Below are 15907 nucleotides of genomic sequence, written 5' to 3' on the forward strand. Positions count from 1 at the left end.
CCACAGACCGCCGCTCACTCAGCCCTCCCGCAGGACATAGCCCACCCCGCGCACCGTGTGGATCAGCTGCGGGGCGCCGGGCTCGTCCAGCTTGCGGCGCAGATAACCGACGTACACGGCGAGGTTCTTGGAGCCGGGCCCGAAGTCGTAGCCCCAGATCCGGTCGTAGACGGTGGCGTGGTCCAGGACCGTCCCGGCGTGCCGGACGAGCAGCTCCAGCAGCTCGAACTCGGTCCGGGTCAGCTCCAGTTCGCGCTCGCCGCGCCACACCCGGCGGGCCTGCGGGTCCATCCGCACACCCGCCGCCTCCAGCGTGCTCTGGACCGGTGCGGCGGGCTCGGGCGCGGCGACGGCGGCGGCCTCCGGCGCCGGGCCGACACGGCGCAGCAGGGCACGCAGCCGCGCGAAGACCTCCTCGACGTCGAAGGGCTTCACCACGTAGTCGTCCGCCCCCGCGTCCAGGCCCGCGATCCGGTCGGCGGTCTCCACCAGCGCGGTCAGCATCAGGATCGGCGTACGGTCGCCCCCTGCGCGCAGCTCCCGGCAGACCTGGAGTCCGTCCTTGCCGGGCATCATCACGTCGAGCACGAGCACGTCCGGCGGCATCCGGCGCGCCTCGGCCAGGGCCGCGACGCCGTCGGCGACCGCCGTCACCCCGTACCCCTCCAGGGTCAGGGCGCGCTCCAGGGCGTGCCGGATCGCGCGGTCGTCCTCGGCGAGCAGAAGTGTCGGGGCCACCCGTCCAGTGTGGCAAAGCCACCTGTGCCGACGAGCGGCCCCGGCCCGCTGACCCCGCGCTTCTTACCGTTCGCTCACCCGGTGGGCCGCAGCCCCGCGAGCCGCTGCTCGAAGGGCACCACGGCGAACTCGTCCTTCGGCTCCGGCCGCCGCGCCCCGAGCCCGCTCATCAGCGCGGCCAGTTCACCGGCGGCCCGGTCGATCCGCTCCTGGAGCCCCTCGGCGCCCCAGTCCTCCGAGGCGGCGTACACCCCGGTCGGCACGACCACGGCCCGCAGATAGGCGAACAGCGGCCGCAGCGCGTGCTCCAGCACCAGCGAGTGCCGACCGGTGCCGCCGGTCGCGGCGATCAGCACCGGCTTGCCGGTGAGCGCGTCCTTGTCGAGGACGTCGAAGAAGGACTTGAACAGCCCGCTGTACGAGGCCGAGAACACGGGCGTGACGACGACCAGTCCGTCCGCCCCGGCCACGGCGTCGAGCGCGGCGCGCAGCGCCCGGCCCGGGAAGCCGTTGGTGAGGTGGTGCGCGATCTCCACGGCGAGCTCGCGCAGCTCCACGACCTCCACCTCGACCGGCTCCCGCCGGTCCACCGCGGCGGCCAGCCGGTCGGCCAGCAGCCGGGTGGAGGACGGGACGCTCAGTCCCGCGGAGACGACGACGAGCTTCATGCCACGACCTCCTTCTTGTCCTCGGCGGCCCGGCCGCCGTTCCCCTCGGCGGCCCGGCCGCCCTTCTCCTCGGCCGCCAGCAGCGAGGCGTGGGTGGGCGCGTCCGGCACGTCCGCGGGCCGCCCCGCGGCGAACTCCTTGCGCAGCACCGGCACGACCTCCTCGCCGAGCAGGTCGAGCTGCTCCAGCACGGTCTTGAGCGGCAGCCCCGCGTGGTCCATCAGGAACAGCTGGCGCTGGTAGTCACCGGCGTACTCACGGAAGCCCAGAGTCTTCTCGATCACCTGCTGCGGCGAGCCGACGGTCAGCGGGGTCTGGTCGGTGAAGTCCTCCAGGGAGGGCCCGTGCCCGTAGACCGGCGCGTTGTCGAAGTACGGCCGGAACTCCTGTACCGCGTCCTGGGAGTTCTTCCGCATGAACACCTGCCCGCCGAGCCCGACGATCGCCTGCTCGGCCGTGCCGTGGCCGTAGTGGGCGTACCGGGCGCGGTACAGCTCGATCATCCGTTTGGTGTGGTCGGCCGTCCAGAAGATGTTGTTGTGGAAGAAGCCGTCGCCGTAGTACGCGGCCTGCTCGGCGATCTCCGGCGAGCGGATCGACCCGTGCCAGACGAACGGCGGTACGCCGTCCAGCGGGCGCGGCGTGGACGTGAAGCCCTGGAGCGGCGTGCGGTGCTTGCCCTCCCAGTTCACGACGTCCTCGCGCCACAGCCGGCGCAGCAGCGCGTAGTTCTCGATCGCCAGGTCGATGCCGTCGCGGATGTCCTTGCCGAACCAGGGGTAGACCGGGCCGGTGTTGCCGCGCCCCATCATCAGGTCCACCCGGCCGTCGGCCAGGTGCTGGAGCATCGCGTAGTCCTCGGCGATCTTCACCGGGTCGTTGGTCGTGATCAGGGTGGTGGAGGTGGAGAGGATCAGCTTCTCGGTCCGCGCGGCCACATAGCCGAGCATCGTCGTCGGCGACGACGGCACGAACGGCCGGTTGTGGTGCTCACCCGTGGCGAAGACGTCGAGGCCCACCTCTTCCGCCTTCAGGGCGATGGCGACCATGGCCTTGATCCGCTCCCGCTCGCTCGGCGTACGCCCGGTCGTCGGGTCCGGAGTGACATCACCGACGGTGAAGATCCCGAACTGCATGGCCACCCTCCAAGTAGTTGACCGTTGAACTATACCGCTGAACGGCCACTACGGCACGGTTATTCCACGCCCCCACCCGACCCCGACCCCGCAAGGGCCGCAAGGAACCCCGCGCCCCGTCAGGGGCGCGGGGAACTGCGCAATCTTCTAGGGGCGCGGGGAACTGCGCAGGTCCTTAGGGGCGCGGGGAACTGCGCGACCAGCCCCACACGACCCGCACCCACCGAGAACCCCCCACCCGCACCCCACAGGTACGGGCGGACGCCCCACCCCACGGAACACCCCGCAACCCTCACGGCACCAGAACCAGCCGCCCCCGCACCCCACCCTCGGCCAACCGCACATGCGCCTTGACCACGTCCCCCAGCGCGAACACCTCCGCGACCCGCGTCGACAGCACCCCCTCGTCCAGCAGCCGCGCCAGCTCCCCCAGCCGGCCCCCGTCCGCACTCACCTCGACCGCCGCCGTCCGCACCCCCCGCACCGAGGCCGGCTCGGCGTGCGGAATCACCCCCGCGTACGCCCCCTCGTCCCGGACCCAGGCCAGCGCCCGCTCACCCAGCACCGCCGCGTCCAGCACCGCGTCGAAGCCGCCGGCCACCCCGTCGGTGACGAACGCCGACGCGCCCAGCGACCGCACCAGCTCCTCGTCGCCCGCACGGGCCAGCCCGGTCACGGCGAACCCCTGATGCGCGGCGAGCTGCACCGCGTAACCGCCGACCGCGCCCGCGGCACCCGTCACCAGCAGCGACTGCCCCGGCCGCAGCCCCAGCAGATCCAGCGCCTGCGCGGCCGTCAGCGCGTTCAGCGGCAGCGTCGCCGCGTGCACCGCGTCGGCCGAAGCCGGCGCCGCCGCCACCGCGCCCGCGTCCACGACGACGTACTCCGCGTGCGTCCCCAGCGGCTTCGCCGTGCCGTAGACCAGCGCCACGACCTCCTCGCCCACCCGCCACGCCGCGCCCTCGCCGACCGCGTCGACCGTGCCGGCCACGTCCCAGCCCAGCCCGAGCGCCCCGGTCCCGCCGAAGACGCCCGAGCGCACCCCGGCGTCGACCGGGTTCAGCGCGGCCGCCGCCACCTTGATCCGCACCTGCCGCGCCCCCGGCTCGGGCACCGCCGCGTCCACGACCCGCACGGCCTCGGGACCGCCGAACTCCGTCACGACCACAGCACGCATCTCAACTCTCCCCGTTTCCAGGTCACTTGCGGGGCCGTTCACCCCGTGACCACAACCCTAGGAAGAGTTACTCTCTTTCGGTAAGTAGTTACCTGAAGGTGCCTACCGCACCCCGAGGAGAGCCATGGCGACCCAGACGGCGGCCCAGCGACGCGAACAGGCCCGGGCCGAGTACGACGCGTTCATCAAGGCGTGCCCCACCAACCAGCTCCTCGACCGCATCAGCGACAAGTGGGTCAGCCTGGTCGTCTCCGCGCTCGCCGCCCACCCCATGCGCTACAGCGACCTCAGCCGCAAGATCGCCGGGGTCAGCCCCAAGATGCTCACCCAGACCCTGCGCACCCTCGAACGCGACGGCATCGTCACCCGCACCGTGACCCCGTCCGTCCCCGTCCGCGTCGACTACGAGCTCACCACCCTCGGCAGCAGCCTCGCGCTCCTGCTCACCGCGGTGAAGGACTGGGCCGAGACCAACTTCGACGAGGTCCACAAGGCCCGCGAGCGCTACGACACGGACGCACCGGCCGCCTGAACCGTGACCCCGCCCGCCTCAAGAAGCGCGAGGAAGCGCGCACACCCCCACCGGACACAAGCCCCGAAGCCCCTCGTCCCCGAAGCCCTCAGAAGAAGTACGTGTCCCCGGTGTCGAGCACCAGCACCCGCTGCCGGTCGTTCTCCCGGTTGCGGTCCACCGCGCCACCGCCCCACACCGTGTCCAGCTCCAGCACCGCCTCCGACGGCACCCCGAGCAGCCGCACGCCCAGCTCCAACGGCTCCCCCGGCCCGTCCGCCGGCAGCGCCCCCGTCCGGCACACCACCGCCCGCACCCCCGCCCGCGCACACCCCGCAGGCAACTCCTGCCGGTCGGCCGGCGGCACCGACCACCGCAGCCGTACGGTCGCCTCCGGCACCTCGTCGGGCCCGTGGTTGCCCACGGCGAACCGCACCCGCATCCACCCGTCCGCCATCACCGCGGACCCGTGATACGCCAGATCAGCCTCCGGCCACCCGCCCCGCGGCCCCGCCGCACCGGCCCCCGGGGCACCCACCACCCCCGCCGCGCCGGTGACCGCCAGCACCGCACCGCACACCACCAGCCTCCGCACCGCCCTGCGCATGCCGTCCACCAGCCCTCCAGACCTCACCGGGCCCTCGGCGCGCACCCGGTCCGCACCGCTATGCATCCCACGCCCCGCGCACCGGCAGGCGCCCTCCATCAGGTGACACCCGCATGCCGTGCCAAGCTGAGGCCATGCTCGTCGCCCGGTCCGCCGCCCTCTTCGTCGTCGCCGCCCTCTTCGAGATCGGCGGAGCCTGGCTGATCTGGCAGGGCCTGCGCGAACACCGCGGCTGGCTGTGGATCACCGGCGGCATCCTCGCCCTCGGCGCCTACGGCTTCGTCGCCACCTTCCAGCCCGACGCCCACTTCGGCCGCATCCTCGCCGCGTACGGCGGAATCTTCGTCGCCGGGTCCATCGCCTGGGGCATGGTCGCCGACGGCTACCGCCCCGACCGCTGGGACATCGGCGGCGCGGCGATCTGCCTCGTCGGCATGGCCGTGATCATGTGGGCCCCGCGCAACGGCTGACCACCCGCCGTACGGCTGCGGCCGCCACCTATCCTGGCGGGAGCCCGGTCGTACCAACGCCAGCCCGAGGAGCAGTCCCATGGCCACCGCCGCCCCCTCCGCCGCCTCCCGCATCGCCGTGGTCACCGGTGCGAGCAGCGGCATCGGCGCCGCGACCGCCCGACAGCTCGCCGCGGCCGGCTACCGCGTCGTACTGACCGCGCGCCGCAAGGACCGCATCGAGGCCCTCGCCGAGGAGATCACCACGGCGGGCGGCTCCGCGACGGCGTACCAGCTGGACGTGACGGACCGCGCGGCGGTCGACGAGTTCGCCACGGCCTTCCGGACGATCGGCGTACTGGTCAACAACGCGGGCGGGGCACTCGGCGCCGACCCCGTCGCCACCGGCGACCCCGCCGACTGGCGCACGATGTACGAGACCAACGTCATCGGCACCCTCAACATCACCCAGGCCCTGCTGCCCAAGCTGGAGGCGAGCGGCGACGGCACGGTCGTCGTGGTCTCCTCCACCGCGGGCCACGGCACCTACGAGGGCGGCGCGGGCTATGTCGCCGCCAAGCACGGCGAGCACGTCCTCGCCGAGACGCTGCGCCTGGAGATCGTCGGCCGCCCGGTCCGGGTGATCGAGGTCGCCCCCGGCATGGTGAAGACCGACGAGTTCGCCCTCACCCGCTTCGGCGGCGACCAGGAGAAGGCGGAGAAGGTCTACGCGGGCGTCGCCGCCCCGCTCACCGCCGACGACGTCGCCGACACCATCACCTGGGCCGTCACCCGGCCCAGCCACGTCAACATCGACCTGCTCGTCGTCCGCCCCCGCGCCCAGGCCTCCAACACCAAGGTCCACCGCGAGCTGGCGTGACCTCCGGGGCTCCCAGGGCCTACCGTCCCCCTCGATGGACAGACACATACCCTTCGAGTCCCTGGCCAACTTCCGTGACCTGGGCGGCTATTCGACGACGGACGGCCTGCGCGTCCGCCCCGGCCGCCTCTACCGCGCGGACTCCCTGGGCAAGTTGAGGCCGGACACCCCCGACTGGGACCGCTTCCTCGCCCTGGGCATCCGCACGGTGATCGACCTGCGCTACCCCTGGGAGATCGACAACAGGGGCCGCGTACCGGCCGACCCCTCCTTCGCGTACCACAACCTGAGCATCGAGCACCGCCCGTACGACCAGCCGTCGCTGGGCCCGGAGGTGGCACCCGGCCCGTACCTGTCGGCCCGCTTCATGGAGGTGGCCGAGGACGGCACCCGGGAGATCGCACAGGTGCTGAACCTCGTCTCCCAGGCGGCGAGTTCGGGCGAACCCCTCGCCTTCCACTGCGCCTCCGGCAAGGACCGCACGGGCCAGATCGCCGCACTGGTCCTGACCCTCCTGGACGTCCCCGCCGAGACCGTCGTCGAGGACTTCACCCTCACCGACCGGGCCACCCCGGCCCTCCTCGCGGACTGGTCCGCCCGCAACGAGGGCCGCACCCCCACCTGGCCCGCCTTCGGCCGCGCCCCCGCAGAGGTCATGACCCAGTTCCTCACCGCCATGACAGCCCGCTACGGCTCGATGGACACCTACGTCACCGAAGCCCTGCACCTGGACGCCCCCGCCCTGCGCCAAACCCTCCGCAAGGGCCTCCTGGAGCCCGTCGGCTGACGCGGACGAGGGGCCGCCGGCCCTGCCGGCCGGCGGCCCCTCTGTCAGTCCTGTGCGGTCCGCCCTCGCGGATCAGCCCTTCACACAGATGACCTGCTTCAGCTTCGCCACGACCTCCACGAGGTCCCGCTGCTGGTCGATGACCTGCTCGATCGGCTTGTAGGCAGCCGGGATCTCGTCCACGACGCCGGAGTCCTTACGGCACTCCACGCCCCGCGTCTGCTCCTCCAGGTCCTTCGTCGAGAACCGCCGCTTCGCCGCGTTGCGGCTCATGCGCCGGCCGGCCCCGTGCGAGGCCGAGTTGAAGGCCTTCTCGTTCCCGAGACCCTTCACGATGTACGAACCCGTGCCCATCGAGCCGGGGATGATCCCGAACTCCCCGGAACCCGCGCGGATCGCGCCCTTACGGGTCACGAGCAGGTCCATCCCCTCGTAGCGCTCCTCGGCGACGTAGTTGTGGTGCGCGCTGATCTCCGCCTCGAAGGTCGGCTTCGCCTTCTTGAACTCCTTGCGGACCACGTCCTTCAGGAGCGCCATCATGATCGTGCGGTTGTACTTCGCGTACTCCTGCGCCCAGAACAGGTCGTTGCGGTACGCCCCCATCTGGGGGGTGTCCGCGATGAAGACGGCCAGGTCGCGGTCGATCAGGCCCTGGTTGTGCGGGAGCTTCTGCGCCACGCCGATGTGGAACTCGGCGAGTTCCTTGCCGATGTTGCGCGAACCGGAGTGCAGCATCAGCCAGACGGAACCCTCGGTGTCCAGGCAGAACTCCACGAAGTGGTTGCCCGAGCCCAGCGTGCCCATCTGCTTCGTCGCACGTTCCTGGCGGAACTTCACCGCGTCCGCGACCCCGTCGAACCGTCCCCAGAAGTCGTCCCAGCCCGCGGTGGCGAGGCCGTGGAAGCGGCCCGGGTCGACCGGGGAGTCGTGCATGCCGCGGCCCACCGGGATCGCCTGCTCGATCTTCGTGCGCAGGCGTGACAGATCCCCGGGCAGGTCGTTGGCCGTGAGGGACGTCTTCACCGCGGACATCCCGCAGCCGATGTCGACGCCGACCGCGGCCGGGCAGACCGCGCCCTGCATGGCGATGACGGACCCGACGGTCGCGCCCTTGCCGAAATGGACGTCCGGCATGACGGCGAGGCCCTTGATCCACGGCAGCGTCGAGACGTTGCGCAGCTGCTGCATGGCAACGTCCTCGACCGACGCCGGGTCGGTCCACATACGGATGGGTACCTTCGCGCCCGGCACCTCGACGTACGACATATCGTCCTCATTCCCCCGGAAACCAAACAGAAGCCTTTAATCGCAAAACCGGCGCCAGGGTCAACGAAAGGGACAGGGGACCGGCGTTCACGGCAGTGCGTGCGATACACATTGTCTGCGGGCCGTACCCCCGCCGGGCAACCGAATAAGCAGCCAGGACATCGACGGAGAGGAGCCGGACCGTGCAGCGGAAGGCTTACGTATCCGGCACCGCCGCCCTCCTCGCGGCGCTGCTGGCCGGCTGCACCGGCGGCACCCAGGGCGGCGCCACCTCGGACGGCTCCAACCCCCAGGGCTCCGGCACGACCACCGCGGCCGCCGAACCCGGCCGCTACCGCACCCTGCCCGAGCCGTGCGGAGTGGTCGGCGAGGACACCCTCGACACGCTGCTGCCCGGCATCCTGGAGATCACCGACGAGGTGCGGCGCGAGCAGGCGTACGAGGGCACGGCCACGCTCACCTACGACACGGACCGCAAGGTCGGCTGCCGCTGGAAGGTGGAGTCCGCGGCGGCCACGGACCATCTGCTGATCGACTTCGAGCGTGTGGTGTCGTACGACTCCTCCGTCAGCGACGAGACCGAGGCGGAGTCCCTGTTCGCCGCCAGGGTCGCCGGGGCGGACCTGCCCGAGCCGGCCGCGACGCAGGGGGACACGGCGTCCCCGTCGCCCAGCGGCAGCCCCACCGCCTCCGTCGCCCCCTCCGGCAAGCCGTCCGGCAGTGCGAGCGCGAGCGCCGGCGGCACCGCGAGCCCCTCGGCCACCCCCACCGCCCTCCAGCCCCGTCTCCTCGGCGACCTGGGCGACCAGGCGTTCGTCGACGACGAGCTGAACAGTTCCGGTTCCACGGCCAAGCGCCGCACGGTGACTGTGGCGTTCCGCACGTCGAACGTCATCGTGACCATCGAGTACGAGGAGCAGCCGGCCGTCGTCGGAGTCGTGCCCGACAGCAAGGAAATGCAGGACAGGGCAAGGAATCTGGCTTCCCGGCTCGCCGACTCCCTCTCCTGACAGCCCCCTTGTGGGGCCGGGCCGTGCCGCGGCGCAAAGCGCCCGAAGCGAGGCGGCCCGTGTCGTTCACCGCGTACCGTGGCCCCTCGGACCCGAACCGACCGCAGGAACCATGAGCGTCATGAGCGAAGGAACCATGCAGCGACGAGCACAGCGAGCCGACCGTGACCAGCGAGTGATGCGACGGGGCCGTGCCCTGGTCGGTGTGGCCGCCCTCCCCTTGGTGCTGCTGGCCGCGGGCTGCTCGTCCGACTCCGGTTCGGAGGACAAGGCGAAGGAGACGTCCCCGAGCGTCACCGCCAGCCCGTCGCCGACCGTGAAGGCGGCGGCGTACGCGACGCTGCCGGAGGCGTGTGACGTCCTGACCTCCAAGACGCTGGAGGAGCTGGTCCCGGAGGCGGGCAAGTCCGGCAAGGAGGGCAGTTCGGACGATCTGGAGTCGCGTGGCAGCTGCTCCTGGGACAGCCTCGACAACAACGGCGTCAAGGGCTCCCAGTTCCGCTGGCTGAACGTCTCGCTGCTGCGCTTCGAGTCGGACGTCACACGGGGTCCCGGTGACGAGCTGGCCAAGGAGTACTACGACGGCCAGGTGGTCGACGCCAAGGGCGCGACGGGCGCGCGGAACGTGAAGGCGGCCCCGGTGGTGGGCACCGGCGACGAGGCGACGGCGATCCGCTACGACCTGAAGAAGAAGGAAGGCGCCTTCAAGCAGCAGACGGTCGTGGCCCGGGTCGAGAACGTCGTCGTGACGGTCGACTACAACGGCGCCGGTCTCGCGGGCGAGAAGGCCCCGGACGCCGACGAGCTGATGAAGGACGCCCAGCGGGCGGCCAGGGAGGCCGTGGCGGCGGTGTCGAAGGCGAACAGCGCCGGCGCCGCGAAGTCCCCGGGTGCGACGGCGTCGAAGTCCGCCGGTTCCTCGGCGACCTCCGCATCCGGCACCGGGACGTCCTCCGGCGACAAGTCGTCGTCCGCGTCCGGCAGTTCGAAGAAGCCCTCGACCCGCAAGAGCTGAGGTCCGCGCCGGTCCCCTGGGCCGGCCCCGGGACCGGCCACCCGTTCCCCGCACAGATGTGCCACTCTGTTGCCCGCACAACAGCACGCAGCGGGAGGGGATGACGGGTGGCCGCGCCCATACAGCTGACACGGATGCACCGCGTTCTCATCGGTGTGGTGGTCTTCGGTGCCGTGATCATCGCCGGTATCGGCTTCGCGGGGTCGTACGCGGCCGTGCGCGAGCTGGCCGTGAAGAAGGGCTTCGGGGACTTCTCCTACGTCTTCCCGATCGGTATCGACGCCGGCATCTGCGTCCTGCTCGCCCTCGACCTGCTGCTGACCTGGATCCGCATCCCGTTCCCGCTGCTGCGGCAGACGGCCTGGGTGCTGACCGCCGCGACGATCGCCTTCAACGGCGCCGCCGCCTGGCCCGACCCGCTCGGCACCGCCATGCACGCGGTGATCCCGGTCCTGTTCGTCATCTCCGTCGAGGCCGCCCGGCACGCCATCGGCCGCATCGCCGACATCACCGCCGACAAGCACATGGAGGGCGTGCGCCTCACCCGCTGGCTGCTCAGCCCGCTGCCCACCTTCCTGCTCTGGCGCCGCATGAAACTGTGGGAGCTGCGCTCCTACGACCAGGTCATCAAGCTCGAACAGGAACGCCTGGTCTACCAGGCCCGCCTGCGCTCCCGCTACGGCCGCGCCTGGCGCCGCAAGGCCCCCGTCGAGTCCCTGATGCCGCTGCGCCTGGCCCGCTACGGCGTCCCCCTCGCCGAGACCGCCCCCGCCGGCCTCGCCGCCGCCGGCATCGAGCCGATGGTCATCCCGGCGGCCTCCCAGCAGCCCCGCCTCTCCGCGGCGCCCGTCGCCCAGGCGCCCCTGACCGCGTCGGCCGCCCCGGCCCAGGCCGCGTCCGCCGCCGGGCAGCAGCGCGGGCCGGCCGGGGAGGCCGAGGACGGCCGCAGCCAGTGGCTCCAGTCCCGGGACCCGCGCACGGTCGAGTACCACGGCGGCTACGACCCGGACTACGAGCCGGAGCTGTTCGAGCCGCCGTACGACGAGTTCCCGCCCGAGGACTACCTGCCCGAGGAGTATCTGTCCGAGAGGCCGCGGCCCGAGGCGCCCCTGGAGTCCCTCTCGGAGGAGACGGGCAGCTTCCCGATCCCGGTCGGCCCCGGCCGCACCCGGGAGCTGGGCGAGGGCGGCGGCAGCCCGGAGCCGGACGAGGAGTCCTTCTACCAGGTGTTCAAGCAGTCGATCAACGGCAGCTACCCGACGCCGCGCGAGCTGATGGACAACGTGGAGGCCGAGTTCGGCCTCGGTCTCGCGCCGGAGGACGCCAAGCGCCTGGTCAGCCGCTTCACCAACCGCCACGCCGCGGAGCTGGAGGAGGACCACATCGCCTGACGGCGGCGCGGTATAGCACGCAGAGGAAAGGGGCCCTCGGTCGAGGGCCCCTTCGTCGTGCCTGGTGCGCCGGTGCGGCTACTCGCCGAGCAGGGTCCGCACCCGCTCCTGCCCGACCGCGAGCAGCAGCGTGGGCAGTCGCGGCCCGGTGTCGCGGCCGACGAGCAGGTGGTAGAGCAGCGCGAAGAACGTCCGCTGGGCGGTCTTGATCTCCGGCGGCAGCTCCTTGGGCGTGGCGTCCGCGGAGAACCCGGCCTGGACCTTGGGCACGCCGTAGACGAGGTGGGTCAGCCCGTCCAGGGACCAGTGCTCGGCCAGTCCGTCGAGCAGCAGGCGCACCGAGGCGCGGCCCTGCTCGTCGAGGGACTTCAGCAGGTCGGTGTCCGGTTCGGCGCGCACGATGGTGCGCTGGTCGGCGGGCACCTGGGTGTTGATCCACGCCTCGGCGCGGTCGTAGCGGGGCCGTACCTCGTCGAGCGCGGCGAGCGGCTGCTCGGGGTCGAGCTCGGAGAGGATGCGCAGGGCCTGGTCCTCGTGGCCGGCGGTGATGTCGGCGACGGACGCGAGCGTCCGGTACGGCATCGGCCGCGCGGTGCGGGGCAGCTCGGCCTCGGCGGTGCGTACGGCACGGGCGTGCGCGGCGGCGTCGGCGGGCAGGACGGAGCCGTCGGCGACCTTGGCGTCGAGCTTGTCCCACTCGTCGTAGAGCCGCTGGATCTCCTGGTCGAAGGCGATCTTGAAGGACTGGTTGGGCCTGCGGCGGGCGTAGAGCCAGCGCAGGAGCTGCGGCTCCATGATCTTCAGCGCGTCGGCCGGGGTGGGCACGCCGCCGCGGGACGAGGACATCTTGGCCATGCCTGAGATGCCGACGAAGGCGTACATCGGGCCGATCGGCTGCTTGCCGCCGAAGATGCCGACGATCTGTCCGCCGACCTGGAACGACGACCCGGGGGAGGAGTGGTCGACACCGCTGGGCTCGAAGATCACGCCCTCGTAGGCCCAGCGCATCGGCCAGTCGACCTTCCAGACCAGCTTGCCGCGGTTGAACTCGTTGAGCCGGACGGTCTCGGAGAAGCCGCAGGCCGTGCAGGAGTACGTCAGCTCGGTGGTGTCGTCCTCGTAGGAGGTGACGGTGGTCAGGTCCTTGCCGCAGTTGCCGCAGTACGGCTTGTACGGGAAGTACCCGGCGGAGCCGGAGCTGCCGTCGTCCTCGGCCGCGGCGCCGGAGCCCTCGGCGGCCTCCAGCTCGGCCTCGTCGACGGGCTTCTGCTGCTGCTTCTTGGCGGGAGCCTTCTTCGTGCGGTACTGGTCGAGGATCGCGTCGATGTCGGCGCGGTGGCGCATGGCGTGCAGGATCTGCTCGCGGTACACGCCGGTGGTGTACTGCTCGGTCTGGCTGATGCCGTCGAACTCGACGCCCAGCTCGGCGAGCGACTCCACCATCGCGGCCTTGAAATGCTCGGCCCAGCTGCCGTACGGCGAACCCTTCGGCGCGGGCACCGCGGTCAGCGGCTTGCCGATGTGCTCGGCCCAGGACTCGTCGACACCGGCCACCCCGGCCGGCACCTTGCGGTAGCGGTCGTAGTCGTCCCAGGAGATCAGGTGGCGCACCTGGCGGCCTCGGCGGCGGATCTCGTCGGCGACGAGGTGCGGGGTCATGACCTCGCGCAGGTTGCCGAGGTGGATCGGGCCGGACGGCGAGAGCCCGGAGGCGACGACGACCGGTTTGCCCGGGGCCCGACGCTCCGACTCCTCGATGACCTCATCCGCGAAACGGGAGACCCAGTCGGTGGTCTCGGTGCTCTGAGCCACGATCGGCACGTCCTTCTTTCTCCGGTGCAGCCGCACGGTCGATCGACCGCGCCTCCATTTTAGGGGGCCCACCCAGCACCCCTGCCGCTTTGAGGAGCGCGGTGAACTGCGCAGGCTTGCGGGGCCGCGGGAACCACCGCAGTCTCCTGGGGGCGCGGGAACCACCGCAGTCTCCTGGGGGCGCGGGGAACGGCGCAATCTTTTAAGGGGCGCGGGGAACTGCGCAACCAGCCCCCACCCACCCCGCACCCGAGCCCCCACCCCAAACCCGCCCTCAAGGGGCGCGAGGAACTGCGCAATCTTTAAGGGGCGCGGGGAACTGCGCGACCAGCCCCCACCCACCCCGCACCCGAGCCCCCACCCCAAACCCGCCCTCAAGGGGCGCGGGGAACTGCGCAATCCTTAAGGGGCGCGGGGAACTGCGCGACCAGCCCCCACCCACCCGCACCCACACACCACCCCGCACCCGAGACCCACCCCACAACCGCGAAAACCCCTTTACCCCCCATGGGATACTGGCCAGGACCATCCAGCCCACGAGGAGAACGGCACCCACACCCATGACCTCGGTCAAGTCGCTCACAGATCTCGTCAACCAGCAGCTCACCGACGCCCTCGCCTCCACCCTCCCGGAAGCCGACGGAGTCAACCCGCTGCTGCGACGAAGCGACCGGGCCGACTTCCAGGCCAACGGCATCCTCGCCCTGGCCAAGAAGGCGAAGGCGAACCCCCGCGACCTGGCGACGCAGGTGGTCGGCAACATCGTCACCGGCGCCGTGATCAAGGACGTCGAGGTCTCCGGCCCCGGCTTCCTCAACGTCACCGTCGCCGACCGGGCGATCACCGAGAACCTCGCCGCGCGCCACGCGGACGGCGACCGCCTCGGCGTGCCGCTGAAGGAGAACGCGGGCATCACGGTCGTCGACTACGCCCAGCCGAACGTGGCGAAGGAGATGCACGTCGGCCACCTGCGCTCCGCGGTCATCGGCGACGCCCTGCGCGGCATGCTCGACTTCACCGGCGAGAAGACGATCGGCCGGCACCACATCGGCGACTGGGGCACCCAGTTCGGCATGCTCATCCAGTACCTGTTCGAGCACCCCGGCGAGCTGGCCCCCGCGGCCGACGTCGACGGCGAGCAGGCGATGAGCAACCTGAACCGTGTGTACAAGGCCTCGCGGGCGCTGTTCGACGCGGACGAGGAGTTCAAGGAGCGGGCCCGCAAGCGGGTCGTCGCCCTCCAGTCCGGTGACAAGGAGACCCTCGAGCTGTGGCAGCAGTTCGTGGACGAGTCGAAGGTCTACTTCTACTCCGTCTTCGAGAAGCTCGACATGGAGATCCGCGACGAGGAGATCGTCGGCGAGTCCGCGTACAACGAGGGCATGCCGGAGACCGCCCGCCTCCTGGAGGAGACGGGTGTCGCGGTGCGCTCCGAGGGCGCGCTGGTGGTGTTCTTCGACGAGATCCGCGGCAAGGACGACCAGCCGGTCCCGCTGATCGTGCAGAAGGCCGACGGCGGCTTCGGCTACGCGGCCTCCGACCTGACGGCGATCCGCAACCGTGTCCTCGACCTGCACGCCACGACGCTGCTGTACGTCGTCGACGTACGCCAGTCGCTGCACTTCCGGATGGTCTTCGAGACGGCCCGCAGGGCCGGCTGGCTGAACGACGACGTCACCGCGCACAACATGGGCTACGGCACCGTGCTCGGCGCGGACGGCAAGCCCTTCAAGACGCGTGAGGGCGAGACCGTGCGGCTGGAGGACCTCCTCGACGAGGCGGTGCAGCGCGCGGCGGAGGTCGTCCGGGAGAAGGCGCAGGACCTCACCGAGGCCGAGATCCAGGAGCGGGCCGCGCAGGTCGGCATCGGCGCCGTGAAGTACGCGGACCTGTCGACGTCGCCGAACCGCGACTACAAGTTCGACCTGGACCAGATGGTCTCGCTCAACGGCGACACCAGCGTGTACCTCCAGTACGCCTACGCCCGTATCCAGTCCATCCTGCGCAAGGCCGGCGAGGTCCGCCCCGCCGCCCACCCGGAGCTGGAGCTGCACGAGGCGGAGCGCGCGCTGGGCCTGCACCTGGACGCGTTCGGGGACACGGTCTTCGAGGCGGCCGCGGAGTACGCCCCGCACAAGCTGGCGGCGTACCTGTACCAGCTGGCCTCGCTGTACACGTCGTTCTACGACAAGTGCCCGGTGCTGAAGGCGGAGACGCCGGAGCAGGTGGAGAACCGCCTGTTCCTGTGCGACGTCACGGCCCGCACGCTGCACCAGGGCATGGCCCTGCTGGGCATCAGGACGCCCGAGCGCCTCTGATCCTCCGGCGCACCGAACGCAGAGGGCGCGGCGACCGGTACTCCGGTCGCCCTTCCTCCTTTTTTGCCCCGGTGGGGAGTGCCTGGCCAAAGGGGGTTGTTATTGTCCGCTCCCCCACCCCCCAGCCCGGCTACTCCCTCCC

Annotated in this window: 15 protein-coding genes; 8 read left to right on the plus strand and 7 right to left on the minus strand. The window is 71.5% G+C overall.

Annotated elements, in window-relative coordinates; genetic code table 11:
* Positions 1 to 18 precede the first annotated feature (18 nt).
* From ACZ6SQ_RS29690 to ACZ6SQ_RS29705, 4 genes are all read right to left on the minus strand, one after another.
* Entirely contained in the window at positions 19 to 738 is a 720-nt protein-coding gene (locus ACZ6SQ_RS29690; protein ID WP_386380515.1) for a response regulator transcription factor, read from the minus strand.
* A 74-nt stretch (positions 739 to 812) separates the two neighbouring features.
* The gene (locus ACZ6SQ_RS29695; protein WP_469567416.1) at positions 813 to 1406 is read right to left on the minus strand and encodes an FMN reductase; all 594 of its coding nucleotides are present in this window, start codon (positions 1404 to 1406) and stop codon (positions 813 to 815) included.
* Entirely contained in the window at positions 1403 to 2542 is a 1140-nt protein-coding gene (locus ACZ6SQ_RS29700) for an LLM class flavin-dependent oxidoreductase (RefSeq protein ID WP_469567419.1), read from the minus strand. Before ACZ6SQ_RS29700 ends, ACZ6SQ_RS29695 begins: the two co-directional genes overlap by 4 nt.
* Positions 2543 to 2834: 292 nt before the next feature.
* Positions 2835 to 3719 (minus strand): NADP-dependent oxidoreductase, encoded by an 885-nt coding sequence (locus tag ACZ6SQ_RS29705; RefSeq protein ID WP_389332946.1) that lies wholly within the window; start codon positions 3717 to 3719, stop codon positions 2835 to 2837.
* Between the two features lie 124 nt (positions 3720 to 3843).
* Here ACZ6SQ_RS29705 and ACZ6SQ_RS29710 point away from each other — a divergent pair, with 124 nt between their 5' ends.
* Positions 3844 to 4251: a winged helix-turn-helix transcriptional regulator gene (locus tag ACZ6SQ_RS29710; protein WP_469567422.1), complete on the plus strand. Its 408-nt coding sequence runs from the start codon at positions 3844 to 3846 to the stop codon at positions 4249 to 4251.
* An 88-nt stretch (positions 4252 to 4339) separates the two neighbouring features.
* Here ACZ6SQ_RS29710 and ACZ6SQ_RS29715 read toward each other — a convergent pair whose 3' ends face one another.
* Positions 4340 to 4837 (minus strand): hypothetical protein, encoded by a 498-nt coding sequence (locus ACZ6SQ_RS29715; protein WP_469567456.1) that lies wholly within the window; start codon positions 4835 to 4837, stop codon positions 4340 to 4342.
* 134 nt (positions 4838 to 4971) lie between these two features.
* On the opposite strand from ACZ6SQ_RS29715, the gene ACZ6SQ_RS29720 reads away from it, so the two are divergent.
* The 3 genes from ACZ6SQ_RS29720 (at position 4972) to ACZ6SQ_RS29730 (ending at position 6953) form a co-directional block, all read left to right on the plus strand.
* A complete protein-coding gene (locus tag ACZ6SQ_RS29720) occupies positions 4972 to 5307 on the plus strand; it encodes a YnfA family protein (RefSeq protein WP_469567458.1) in 336 nt (111 codons plus the stop codon).
* 79 nt (positions 5308 to 5386) lie between these two features.
* On the plus strand, positions 5387 to 6166 hold the full coding sequence (locus tag ACZ6SQ_RS29725) for an SDR family NAD(P)-dependent oxidoreductase (RefSeq protein ID WP_386380509.1): 780 nt from the start codon (positions 5387 to 5389) through the stop codon (positions 6164 to 6166).
* Positions 6167 to 6200: 34 nt separating this feature from the next.
* A complete protein-coding gene (locus ACZ6SQ_RS29730; protein WP_469567425.1) occupies positions 6201 to 6953 on the plus strand; it encodes a tyrosine-protein phosphatase in 753 nt (250 codons plus the stop codon).
* 72 nt (positions 6954 to 7025) lie between these two features.
* Here the strand turns inward: ACZ6SQ_RS29730 and ACZ6SQ_RS29735 are convergent, their stop codons facing one another.
* Positions 7026 to 8219, minus strand: coding sequence for an RtcB family protein (locus ACZ6SQ_RS29735; protein WP_469567427.1), 1194 nt, complete (start codon positions 8217 to 8219; stop codon positions 7026 to 7028).
* Between the two features lie 182 nt (positions 8220 to 8401).
* Here ACZ6SQ_RS29735 and ACZ6SQ_RS29740 point away from each other — a divergent pair, with 182 nt between their 5' ends.
* The 3 genes from ACZ6SQ_RS29740 (at position 8402) to ACZ6SQ_RS29750 (ending at position 11635) form a co-directional block, all read left to right on the plus strand.
* On the plus strand, positions 8402 to 9229 hold the full coding sequence (locus ACZ6SQ_RS29740) for a DUF3558 domain-containing protein (RefSeq protein WP_469567429.1): 828 nt from the start codon (positions 8402 to 8404) through the stop codon (positions 9227 to 9229).
* Positions 9230 to 9350: 121 nt separating this feature from the next.
* Positions 9351 to 10244, plus strand: a complete 894-nt coding sequence (locus tag ACZ6SQ_RS29745) for a DUF3558 family protein (RefSeq protein ID WP_469567431.1) — start codon at positions 9351 to 9353, stop codon at positions 10242 to 10244.
* 134 nt (positions 10245 to 10378) lie between these two features.
* Entirely contained in the window at positions 10379 to 11635 is a 1257-nt protein-coding gene (locus ACZ6SQ_RS29750; protein WP_469567434.1) for a DUF2637 domain-containing protein, read from the plus strand.
* Between the two features lie 78 nt (positions 11636 to 11713).
* Here the strand turns inward: ACZ6SQ_RS29750 and lysS are convergent, their stop codons facing one another.
* A complete protein-coding gene (lysS, locus tag ACZ6SQ_RS29755) occupies positions 11714 to 13456 on the minus strand; it encodes a lysine--tRNA ligase (RefSeq protein WP_469567437.1) in 1743 nt (580 codons plus the stop codon).
* 551 nt (positions 13457 to 14007) lie between these two features.
* Between lysS and argS the strand changes: the two genes are divergently transcribed.
* Positions 14008 to 15765, plus strand: coding sequence for an arginine--tRNA ligase (argS, locus tag ACZ6SQ_RS29760; protein WP_469567439.1), 1758 nt, complete (start codon positions 14008 to 14010; stop codon positions 15763 to 15765).
* The last annotated feature ends 142 nt before the right edge of the window (positions 15766 to 15907 follow it).

The organism is Streptomyces sp. NPDC048600 (genome assembly GCF_055587025.1).

Bases quoted from the DNA above. Each gene is read 5' to 3' on its own strand.
- ACZ6SQ_RS29700 (WP_469567419.1), bottom strand. From the start codon at position 2,542: ATGCAGTTCGGGATCTTCACCGTCGGTGATGTCACTCCGGACCCGACG.
- ACZ6SQ_RS29695 (WP_469567416.1), bottom strand. From the start codon at position 1,406: ATGAAGCTCGTCGTCGTCTCCGCGGGACTGAGCGTCCCGTCCTCCACC.
- ACZ6SQ_RS29735 (WP_469567427.1), bottom strand. From the start codon at position 8,219: ATGTCGTACGTCGAGGTGCCGGGCGCGAAGGTACCCATCCGTATGTGG.
- ACZ6SQ_RS29730 (WP_469567425.1), top strand. From the start codon at position 6,201: ATGGACAGACACATACCCTTCGAGTCCCTGGCCAACTTCCGTGACCTG.
- ACZ6SQ_RS29720 (WP_469567458.1), top strand. From the start codon at position 4,972: ATGCTCGTCGCCCGGTCCGCCGCCCTCTTCGTCGTCGCCGCCCTCTTC.
- ACZ6SQ_RS29710 (WP_469567422.1), top strand. From the start codon at position 3,844: ATGGCGACCCAGACGGCGGCCCAGCGACGCGAACAGGCCCGGGCCGAG.
- argS (WP_469567439.1), top strand. From the start codon at position 14,008: ATGACCTCGGTCAAGTCGCTCACAGATCTCGTCAACCAGCAGCTCACC.
- ACZ6SQ_RS29725 (WP_386380509.1), top strand. From the start codon at position 5,387: ATGGCCACCGCCGCCCCCTCCGCCGCCTCCCGCATCGCCGTGGTCACC.
- ACZ6SQ_RS29715 (WP_469567456.1), bottom strand. From the start codon at position 4,837: ATGCGCAGGGCGGTGCGGAGGCTGGTGGTGTGCGGTGCGGTGCTGGCG.
- ACZ6SQ_RS29745 (WP_469567431.1), top strand. From the start codon at position 9,351: ATGAGCGAAGGAACCATGCAGCGACGAGCACAGCGAGCCGACCGTGAC.
- ACZ6SQ_RS29705 (WP_389332946.1), bottom strand. From the start codon at position 3,719: ATGCGTGCTGTGGTCGTGACGGAGTTCGGCGGTCCCGAGGCCGTGCGG.
- ACZ6SQ_RS29750 (WP_469567434.1), top strand. From the start codon at position 10,379: ATGCACCGCGTTCTCATCGGTGTGGTGGTCTTCGGTGCCGTGATCATC.